Raw genomic sequence first — 9447 nt, 5'->3', positions numbered from 1 at the left:
CCGTTTCCCGCACCGCACGGTGCGGGAAACGGCCCACCGGCCTTCGTCGACGCCCCCGCCCTCTCCGCCCTCCGCCCACGGCCCTGGCACTCCGACCGGGCCGCGGACCATACTGGCGGCGCACACGTTCGAGAGGGGGAGCACAGGGTGAGCGAGAGCAGCACCGGGGTCGCAACCACCGTCGTGGAGGACCCCGCCGGGTCCCCGATGGTCCGCGTCGAGGGCCTGCACCGCTCCTACGGCACGGGCGAAGCCGCCGTCCACGCCCTGCGCGGAGTCTCCTTCGACGTCCCGAGGGGCGAGCTCGTCGCGCTCAAGGGCCGCTCGGGGTCGGGCAAGACGACCCTGCTCAATCTGGTGGGCGGGCTCGACACGGCTGACGGCGGCCGGATCGTCATCGACGGCACCGACCTCTCCACGCTCGGCGAGGAAGGCCTCCTGGAGCTGCGTCGGGACCGGATCGGCTTCGTCTTCCAGTCCTTCGGGCTCCTGCCGATCCTCTCCGCCGCCGAGAACGTGGGCGTGCCCCTGCGGCTGCGCAGGGCGGACCCGAAGGAGCGGGAGGAGAGGGTGTCCCTGATGCTCGGGCTCGTGGGCCTCGCCGACCACGCGAACCAACGTCCCGGAGAGCTCTCCGGCGGGCAGCAGCAGCGCGTGGCCATCGCCCGCGCCCTCGCCAACAGGCCGGCACTGCTGATCGCCGACGAGCCCACGGGCCAGCTCGACGCGGAGACCGGACTCGCCGTCATGCAGCTGCTGCGCGCGGTGGTCCGCAGCGAGGGCTGCACGGCGCTGGTCGCCACCCACGACCCCCAGCTCCTGGGGCTGGCGGACCGGGTCCTGGAGCTGCGCGACGGCGAGATCATCGAGCACATCGAGCACATCGAGCACGGAGAGCGCTGAGGGGCACCGAGAGCGCTGGGGGCACCGGGCGAGGGCCCGGGGGCAACGGGGGCACGGGACGGGACCGGGGCGCCGTCCTGCGCGCCACACCCCGGGCTCCGCCGTCAGGATCGAGCCAATGCCGCCGGGGCGCGCATCCGCGTGCGAAACGTCCGAGGGGCTGGACGTAGGGTCGGGGCATGGGACGCGGCAAGCTTCGGATCTACCTCGGTGCCGCACCGGGCGTCGGCAAGACCTACGCGATGCTCTCCGAGGGGCGCCGGCGGGTGGAGCGGGGCACGGACTGCGTCGTGGGGTTCGTCGAGCACTACGGGCGGCCCCGCACCGAGGCGATGCTGCAGGGCCTGGAGCTGCTCCCGCGCCGCACGATCGACTGCCCGGGCGGCACCGTCACCGAAATGGACGTCGACGCGGTGCTGGCGCGGCGGCCGGCCGTCGCGCTCGTGGACGAGCTCGCGCACAGCAACGCCCCCGGCTCCCGCAACCCCAAGCGCTGGCAGGACGTCGCCGAGCTGCTCGCCGCCGGGATCGACGTCGTGTCGACCGTGAACATCCAGCACCTGGAATCGCTCGGCGACGTCGTCGAGTCGATCACGGGCGTACGGCAGCGCGAGACCGTCCCCGACGAGATCGTCCGCCGGGCCGACCAGATCGAGCTGGTGGACATGTCCCCGGAGGCCCTGCGCCGCCGGATGGCCCACGGCAACATCCACACCTCCGACGAGGTCGACGCGGCCCTCTCCAACTACTTCCGCCCCGGCAACCTCACCGCCCTGCGCGAGCTCGCCCTGCTGTGGACGGCCGACCGGGTCGACGAGTACCTCCAGCGGTACCGGGGCGAGCACAACATCCGTTCCCCGTGGCGGGCCCGGGAGCGCATCGTCGTCGGCCTCACCGGCGGACCCGAGGGCCGCACCCTCATTCGGCGTGCCACCCGACTCGCCGAGAAGGGGGCGGGTGGAGAGGTCCTCGCCGTCTACATCGCCCGCAGCGACGGGCTCACCGCGGCCTCGCCCAAGGAGCTCGCGGTCCAGCGCACCCTGGTCGAAGACCTGGGCGGAACCTTCCACCACGTCATCGGTGACGACGTCCCCTCCGCGCTCCTGGAGTTCGCCCGGGGGGCCAACGCCTCACAGATCGTCCTGGGCTCCAGCCGCCGCCGCTCCTGGCAGTACGTGTTCGGCCCCGGGGTCGGCCAGACCGTGGCCCGTGACTCCGGGCCGGACCTGGACGTCCACATCGTCACCCACGGCGAGGTCGCCAAGGGCCGGGGCCTCCCGGTCGCGCGCGGGGCCCGCCTCGGCCGTTCCCGCATCATCGGCGGCTGGCTGGTCGGCGTTGCCGCCCCGATCGGTCTTGCGTTGCTCCTCACGCACGTCGACGCGGACCTCGGGCTCGCCAACAACATGCTGCTCTTCCTCGCCCTGACCGTGGCGGCCGCGCTGCTCGGCGGCTTCCTGCCGGCACTAGCCTCGGCCGCGGCGAGCTCCCTCCTCCTCAACTGGTTCTTCACCCCGCCGGTCCACCGGCTCACCGTCGCCGACCCCCTGAACCTCCTCGCCATCGTCGTCTTCTTCGGCGTGGCGATGTCGGTCGCCTCGGTGGTCGACCTGGCCGCCCGGCGCACCCACCAGGCCGCCCGGCTGCGTGCCGAATCCGAGGTGCTCTCCTACCTCGCCGGCAGCGTGCTGCGCGGCGAGACCAGCCTGGAGGCGCTTCTCGAACGGGGCCGGGAAACCTTCTCCATGGAATCCGTGGCCCTCCTGGAACGCGCCGACGAGGCAGAACCGTGGACGTCGGCGGCGAGCGTCGGTCCCCATCCGGCGGTCCGGCCGGAGGACGCGGACGTCGACATGACGATCGGCGGCCACCTGGCCCTGGCGCTCTCGGGCCGGGTGCTGCACGCCGAGGACCGACGGGTGCTCGGCGCCTTCGCCGCCCAGGCCGCCGTCGTCCTGGAACGCCAGCGGCTCGTCGGCGAAGCGGAGGAAGCCCGCAAGCTGGCCGAGGGCAACAAGATCCGCACCTCGCTGCTCGCCGCCGTCAGCCACGACCTGCGCACCCCGCTCGCGAGCATCAAGGCATCCGTCTCCTCGCTCCGCTCCGACGACGTCGAGTGGTCCGAAGGGGACCGGGCCGAGCTCCTGGCCGGCATCGAGGAGGGGGCCGACCGCCTGGACCACCTCGTCGGCAACCTCCTCGACATGTCACGCCTCCAGACCGGAACCGTCACCCCGCTCGTCCGGGCCGTCGACCTCGACGAGGTCGTGCCCATGGCGCTCTGCGGAGTCCCGGACGGCAGCGTCGAGCTGGACGTCCCCGAGACGCTGCCCATGGTCGAGGTCGACAAGGGGTTCCTGGAGCGCGTCGTGGCCAACGTCGTCGAGAACGCCGTGAAGTACAGCCCCGCCGGCGTCCCCGTCGCCGTCACCGCGAGCGTCCTCGGAGGCCGGGTCGAGCTGCGGGTCGTGGACCGCGGTCCCGGTGTCCCCGACGCGGGCAAGGACGGCATCTTCGAGCCCTTCCAGCGCTTCGGCGACGCCCCCCGGGGCTCCGGAGTGGGCCTCGGCCTCGCCGTCGCACGCGGTTTCGCGGAGTCCATGGGCGGCACGCTCGATGCGGAGGACACTCCCGGCGGCGGCCTCACCATGGTGCTCACCCTGCGGGCCGCGCGGGGCGGGCCACCGCGCTCCACGGCCGACCTCCCGGCGCGCTCCGTGACCTGACCGCCTCCCGCAGCCCCGTGCGAACCCCACCGACACCCCCCGCCCCGCAGAAGGAAGGCCCCCATGACCCGGGTACTCGTGGTCGACGACGAGCCCCAGATCGTCCGCGCCCTGGTGATCAACCTCAAGGCACGCACGTACGAGGTCGACGCCGCACCCGACGGTGCCACCGCCCTCCGGCTCGCCGCCGACCGCCACCCCGACGTCGTCGTCCTCGACCTCGGCCTCCCGGACATGGACGGCGTCGAGGTCATCAAGCACCTCCGGGCCTGGACACGGGTGCCGATCCTGGTCCTCTCGGCCCGACAGACCTCCGACGAGAAGGTCGAGGCCCTGGACGCGGGGGCCGACGACTACGTGACCAAGCCCTTCGGCATGGACGAACTGCTCGCCCGACTGCGCGCGGCCGTGCGCCGGGCCGAGCCGGTCGGCGGCACGGGGGAGGAGGTCGTGATCGCGACGGAGGGCTTCTCCGTCGACCTGGCGGCGAAGAAGGTCCACCGCGACGGCCGGGACGTCCGGCTCACCCCCACCGAGTGGCACCTCCTGGAGGTCCTGGTCCGCAACAGCGGCCGGCTCGTCAGCCAGAAGCAGCTCCTCCAGGAGGTCTGGGGACCTTCGTACGGGACGGAGACCAACTACCTGCGGGTGTACATGGCACAGCTGCGGCGCAAGCTGGAGCGCGACCCCTCGCACCCGCGCCACTTCGTCACCGAAGCGGGCATGGGATACCGCTTCGAACGGTGAAGCGGGTGCCGTGGGAGAAGCCGGTCCGGGCCGCTTCCGGTGGCAGCGGGGGCCGGTAGGCTTTCTGTATGAGTGCTGCACCGCGTACAGAGAAGCCGGTCGGAAGATTCCGCCGGATGCTCGACCGGCTCTCCTCCTCCCCCGAGGACCTGGAGTCGGAGGAGCTCCAGGAGGACGCCGAGGCGTCGGGATGCACGCGGATCTGTGACTGCTCCGACCGCCAGATCGTCAAGGTGACTGGTACCTTGCGCACGGTCACGCTGCGTCCCCGGGCGGGTGTGCCCGCGCTGGAGGCCGAGCTCTTCGACGGCACGGCACCGCTCGACGTCGTCTGGCTCGGCCGCCGCTCCATCGTGGGCATCGAGCCCGGCCGCAAGCTGATCGCCTCCGGCCGGATCTCCATGAGCCACGGCCGGCGGGTCCTCTTCAACCCCAAATACGAGCTCCGACCGCTCGGACAGGAGTAGCCGGTGACGTCCCTCGACAAGCCGACCGCACACCGGTCGACCCCGGACCAGGACGCCCAGGCCGACAAGGCCGTGACCGAGGCCGCGCTCTTCGAGGCGTTCGGAGGCCTGCGGGGCATGGTCGAGACGGTTCTGCCGGGCCTGCTGTTCGTCACGATCTTCACGATCAACAAGGACCTGCACGTCTCGGCGATCGCCGCCCTTGCCGTCTCGCTGGTCCTGGTGGCCGTCCGGCTGATCCGCAGGGACACCGTGAAGCACGCCTTCAGCGGTGTCTTCGGCGTCGCCTTCGGCGTGGTCTTCGCGATGATGACCGGCAATGCCAAGGACTTCTACCTGCCCGGCATGTTGTACACCCTGGGCCTCGCCCTCGCGTACATCATCACGGCACTTGCCGGGGTCCCCCTCATCGGTCTGATCCTCGGACCGGTCTTCAAGGAGAACCTCTCCTGGCGCACCCGCAACCCGGGCCGCAAGAAGGCCTACACCAAGGCGAGTTGGGCCTGGGGTCTGATTCTGCTCGGCAAGTGCGCGATCCTCTTCCCGATGTACTGGTGGGCCGACACCACCAAGTTCGGTTGGGTGCTGGTCGCGCTGAAGATCCCGCCCTTCCTGCTCGCGGTCTACCTCACCTGGCTCTTCCTGGCGAAGGCCCCGGTGCCCATCGACGTCTTCGCCGAGATGGAGGCGGAGGAGCAGGCCGAGAAGGAGCGCAAGGCGGCAGCCGCCGCCGCACGGACCCACCCGGAGGCCTGAAGACCGGAGCGCGGGACGACATGAAGAAGGGGGTCCCGGCGCCGTCACGGCACCGGGACCCCCCTCCTCACGCGTACCCCCTGCGCGGCCCCGGGCCGCAAGGCGCCGGACTCCCCGCACCCGCTCCTCCGGGACCCGGAACGCACGGCCGGGGCGCACGGCCGGGGCGTCAGGACTCCGAATCGACCTCGCGGCGGACCTGCAGCAGGTCCTCCAACTGTTCCTCGCGGGCCTGCGCCGCCACGAACAGCAGCTCGTCACCGGCCTCGAGCGTCTCCTCGGGGCTCGGCGTGAGCACCCGGGAACCGCGGATGATCGTCACCAGCGAGGTGTCCTGGGGCCAGGCCACCTCCCCGACCTGGGTGCCGGTGACCGCCGACTCCGGCGGGAGCGTCAGCTCGACCAGGTTCGCGTCACCGTGGCTGAAGCGCAGCAGTCGGACCAGATCGCCGACGCTCACCGCCTCCTCGACCAGGGCCGACATCAGACGCGGCGTCGAGACGGCGACGTCCACGCCCCAGGCCTCGCTGAACAGCCACTCGTTCTTCGGGTTGTTCACCCGGGCGACCACGCGCGGCACGCCGTACTCGGTCTTCGCGAGCAGCGAGACCACCAGGTTCACCTTGTCGTCACCGGTCGCCGCGATCACCACGTTGCAGCGCTGCAACGCCGCCTCGTCGAGCGAGGTGATCTCACAGGCGTCGGCCAACAGCCACTCCGCCTGGGGCACCCGCTCCACCGAGATGGCGGTCGGCGCCTTGTCGACCAGCAGGACCTCGTGGCCGTTCTCCAACAGCTCGCCGGCGATGGAGCGGCCCACCGCACCCGCGCCCGCAATAGCGACACGCATCAGTGACCGCCCTCCTCGGGACCTTCGGCGAAGGCCGCCTCGACCTTCGCGATCTCCTCCGTACGCATCATCACGTGGACCAGGTCACCCTCCTGCAGCACCGTCTGCGAGGTCGGCAGAATCGCTTCGCCCAGTCGGGTGAGGAAGGCGACGCGCACGCCGGTCTCCTCCTGGAGCCGGCTCACCTTGTGACCGATCCACGCCGGGGAGGTGTGGACCTCGGCGAGCTGGACCGCGCCGCTCGGGTCGCGCCACAGCGGCTCCGCGCCGGACGGCAGCAGCCGGCGCAGCATCTGGTCGGCGGTCCAGCGGACCGTCGCGACCGTCGGAATGCCGAGGCGCTGGTAGACCTCGGCCCGTCGCGGGTCGTAGATCCGTGCGGCCACGTTCTCGATGCCGAACATCTCGCGCGCGACCCGCGCCGCGATGATGTTCGAGTTGTCGCCGCTGCTCACCGCGGCGAAGGCACCGGCCTCCTCGATGCCCGCCTCACGCAACGTGTCCTGATCGAAACCCACGCCCGTGACGCGACGGCCGCCGAAACCCGACCCCAGACGACGGAAAGCCGTCGGGTCCTGGTCCACGACCGCGACGGTGTGCCCCTGCTGTTCGAGGGTCTGCGCGAGAGCGGCTCCCACTCGCCCGCAGCCCATGATGACGACGTGCACGTCCCCTTACCCCGCACTCCTGATCGTCTTGCTGACCTGCGAAAACACCCTGCTCACAACTTTCTTCGCCCGATGCGCCCGGGCCGCGGCGGGCGACGCCCTGCCGGGTCGCCCGGTCCGAGCTTAAGCGTCAACGCTGGCGGGGACCGCATCCGAGGTGGTACTCAGGGAGATTCGGTGTGCTTCGGGGGTGCCGGTGCGCGTGGCTCTTTTCGAACGCTTACGATCCTCTGCGTGTCCAAACTGACCGACGTGCCCAAACGGATCCTGATCGGGCGGGCCCTGCGCAGCGACAAGCTCGGCGAGACCCTTCTCCCGAAGCGGATCGCCCTTCCCGTCTTCGCCTCCGATCCGCTGTCCTCGGTGGCGTACGCACCGGGCGAGGTGCTGCTCGTCCTCTCCGTCGCCGGCCTGTCGGCCTACCACTTCAGCCCGTGGATCGCGCTCGCGGTCGTGGTCCTGATGTTCACGGTGGTCGCCTCCTACCGGCAGAACGTGCACGCCTACCCGAGCGGCGGTGGTGACTACGAGGTCGCCACCACCAACCTCGGCGCCAAGGCAGGACTCACCGTCGCGAGCGCACTGCTCGTCGACTACGTGCTCACCGTCGCCGTCTCGATCGCCTCCGGCATCGAGAACCTCGGCTCCGCCGTACCGTTCGTCGTCGAGCACAAGGTGGCCTCGGCGATCGCCGTCATCGTCCTCCTCACCCTCATGAACCTGAGGGGGGTGAAGGAGTCGGGCAGTCTCTTCGCCATCCCCACGTACGTCTTCGTCTTCGGCGTCTTCGTCATGATCATCTGGGGGGCGTGGCGCGGCCTCGTCCTCGACGAGACCATGAAGGCCCCCACCGCCGACTTCGAGATCAAGCCCGAACACCCGGGCATGGCCGGCTTCGCACTGGTCTTCCTGCTGCTGCGCGCGTTCTCCTCCGGCTGTGCCGCCCTCACCGGGGTCGAGGCCATCTCCAACGGCGTCCCCGCCTTCCGCAAGCCCAAGTCGAAGAACGCCGCCACCACGCTCGCCCTCATGGGCGGCCTGGCCGTCACCATGTTCTGCGGCATCATCTTCCTGGCCATGGCCACCGACGTCCGGATGGCCGAGAAGCCCGCCCAGGACCTGTTCCTGAACGGCACGCCGGTCGGCGAGGGATACGTCCAGGACCCGGTCATCTCCCAGGTAGCCGCCGCGGTCTTCGGCGACGGGACGTTCTTCTTCGTCGTCCTCGCCGCCGCCACCGCACTCGTCCTCTTCCTGGCGGCCAACACCGCGTACAACGGCTTCCCGCTCCTCGGCTCGATCCTCGCCCAGGACCGCTACCTGCCGCGCCAGCTGCACACCCGCGGCGACCGCCTCGCCTTCTCCAACGGCATCGTGCTCCTCGCCGGCGCGGCCGCGCTCCTGGTGTGGGTCTACGGGGCCGACTCGACCCGTCTGATCCAGCTCTACATCGTCGGCGTCTTCGTCTCCTTCACCCTCAGCCAGATCGGCATGGTCCGGCACTGGAACCGCCACCTGCGGACCGAGAAGTCACCGGCGAAGCGCCGCCACATGATCCGCTCCCGCGCGATCAACACCTTCGGCGCCTTCTTCACCGGCCTCGTCCTCGTCGTCGTCCTCGCCACCAAGTTCACCCACGGGGCCTGGGTCGCCCTGCTCGGCATGGTGATCTTCTACGTGACGATGACCGCCATCCGACGGCACTACGACTCCGTCGCGGCCGAGATCGCCGCCGCGGAGGAGCGCCCCGACGAGTACGTGCGCCCCTCCCGGGTCCGCTCCCTCGTCCTCGTCTCCAAGCTCCACAAGCCCACCCTGCGCGCCCTCGCCTACGCCAAGCTCATGCACGCGGGCGAGCTGGAGGCCCTCACCGTCAACGTCGACCCGGCGGAGACCAAGGCGCTCAAGGCGGAATGGGAGCGGCGGGGCATCAACGTCCCGCTGAAGATCCTCGACTCGCCGTACCGCGAGATCACCCGCCCGGTCATCGAGTACGTCAAGAACCTCCGCAAGGAGAGTCCGCGCGACGCCGTCTCCGTCTACATCCCCGAGTACGTCGTCGGCCACTGGTACGAGCACCTGCTGCACAACCAGAGCGCCCTACGGCTCAAGGGCCGGCTCCTCTTCACCCCCGGCGTGATGGTGACCTCCGTCCCCTACCAGCTCCAGTCCTCCGAAGCCGCCAGGAAGCGGGCCAGGAAGCGCCAGGAGTGGAACGCGCCGGGCTCGGTCCGTCGCGGTCCGGTGGAGAAGCGGCAGAAGGAACCCACCGCGAAGAGCAACTAGACTGGTGGGCTGCCGTGCACGCGGCAGCCCGCACTTCTGACCAC

At 70.8% G+C, this 9447-nt stretch carries 8 protein-coding genes; 6 read left to right on the top strand and 2 right to left on the bottom strand.

The annotated features are described in order from the left end of the window. The first annotated feature begins 207 nt into the window (after positions 1-207). The 5 genes from ACFW22_RS31355 to ACFW22_RS31335 all read left to right on the top strand — a co-directional run bounded on the left by ACFW22_RS31355 (position 208) and on the right by ACFW22_RS31335 (position 5599). Positions 208-903, top strand: a complete 696-nt coding sequence (locus tag ACFW22_RS31355; protein WP_386411199.1) for an ABC transporter ATP-binding protein — start codon at positions 208-210, stop codon at positions 901-903. Between the two features lie 179 nt (positions 904-1082). Then, positions 1083-3629 (top strand): ATP-binding protein, encoded by a 2547-nt coding sequence (locus ACFW22_RS31350; RefSeq protein ID WP_386411196.1) that lies wholly within the window; start codon positions 1083-1085, stop codon positions 3627-3629. A 63-nt stretch (positions 3630-3692) separates the two neighbouring features. Then, on the top strand, positions 3693-4376 hold the full coding sequence (locus ACFW22_RS31345) for a response regulator (RefSeq protein ID WP_386411193.1): 684 nt from the start codon (positions 3693-3695) through the stop codon (positions 4374-4376). A gap of 68 nt (positions 4377-4444) precedes the next feature. Then, positions 4445-4843, top strand: coding sequence for an OB-fold nucleic acid binding domain-containing protein (locus tag ACFW22_RS31340; protein ID WP_384887308.1), 399 nt, complete (start codon positions 4445-4447; stop codon positions 4841-4843). A gap of 3 nt (positions 4844-4846) precedes the next feature. Then, complete coding sequence (locus ACFW22_RS31335) at positions 4847-5599, top strand: DUF3159 domain-containing protein (RefSeq protein WP_386411189.1); 753 nt, start codon at positions 4847-4849, stop codon at positions 5597-5599. Between the two features lie 169 nt (positions 5600-5768). Here the strand turns inward: ACFW22_RS31335 and ACFW22_RS31330 are convergent, their stop codons facing one another. Together ACFW22_RS31330 and ACFW22_RS31325 are read right to left on the bottom strand one after the other, a co-directional pair. After that, complete coding sequence (locus tag ACFW22_RS31330) at positions 5769-6449, bottom strand: potassium channel family protein (protein WP_386411186.1); 681 nt, start codon at positions 6447-6449, stop codon at positions 5769-5771. Then, positions 6449-7117, bottom strand: a complete 669-nt coding sequence (locus ACFW22_RS31325) for a potassium channel family protein (protein WP_384886667.1) — start codon at positions 7115-7117, stop codon at positions 6449-6451. The genes ACFW22_RS31330 and ACFW22_RS31325 overlap by 1 nt, the downstream gene beginning before the upstream one ends. A 234-nt stretch (positions 7118-7351) precedes the next feature. Here ACFW22_RS31325 and ACFW22_RS31320 point away from each other — a divergent pair, with 234 nt between their 5' ends. After that, the gene (locus ACFW22_RS31320) at positions 7352-9403 is read left to right on the top strand and encodes an APC family permease (protein ID WP_386411183.1); all 2052 of its coding nucleotides are present in this window, start codon (positions 7352-7354) and stop codon (positions 9401-9403) included. Positions 9404-9447 lie beyond the last annotated feature (44 nt).

The sequence above is a fragment of the Streptomyces sp. NPDC058872 genome (genome assembly GCF_042743065.1).
Lineage (GTDB): Bacteria > Actinomycetota > Actinomycetes > Streptomycetales > Streptomycetaceae > Streptomyces.
The sequence above is the reverse complement of the archived record's forward strand: the minus strand, read 5'-3'. Positions and strand labels throughout refer to the sequence as shown.

Coding starts and splice junctions, on each gene's coding strand:
- ACFW22_RS31355 (WP_386411199.1), top strand. CDS start 208: ATGGTCCGCGTCGAGGGCCTGCACCGCTCCTACGGCACGGGCGAAGCC.
- ACFW22_RS31345 (WP_386411193.1), top strand. CDS start 3,693: ATGACCCGGGTACTCGTGGTCGACGACGAGCCCCAGATCGTCCGCGCC.
- ACFW22_RS31330 (WP_386411186.1), bottom strand. CDS start 6,449: ATGCGTGTCGCTATTGCGGGCGCGGGTGCGGTGGGCCGCTCCATCGCC.
- ACFW22_RS31350 (WP_386411196.1), top strand. CDS start 1,083: ATGGGACGCGGCAAGCTTCGGATCTACCTCGGTGCCGCACCGGGCGTC.
- ACFW22_RS31340 (WP_384887308.1), top strand. CDS start 4,445: ATGAGTGCTGCACCGCGTACAGAGAAGCCGGTCGGAAGATTCCGCCGG.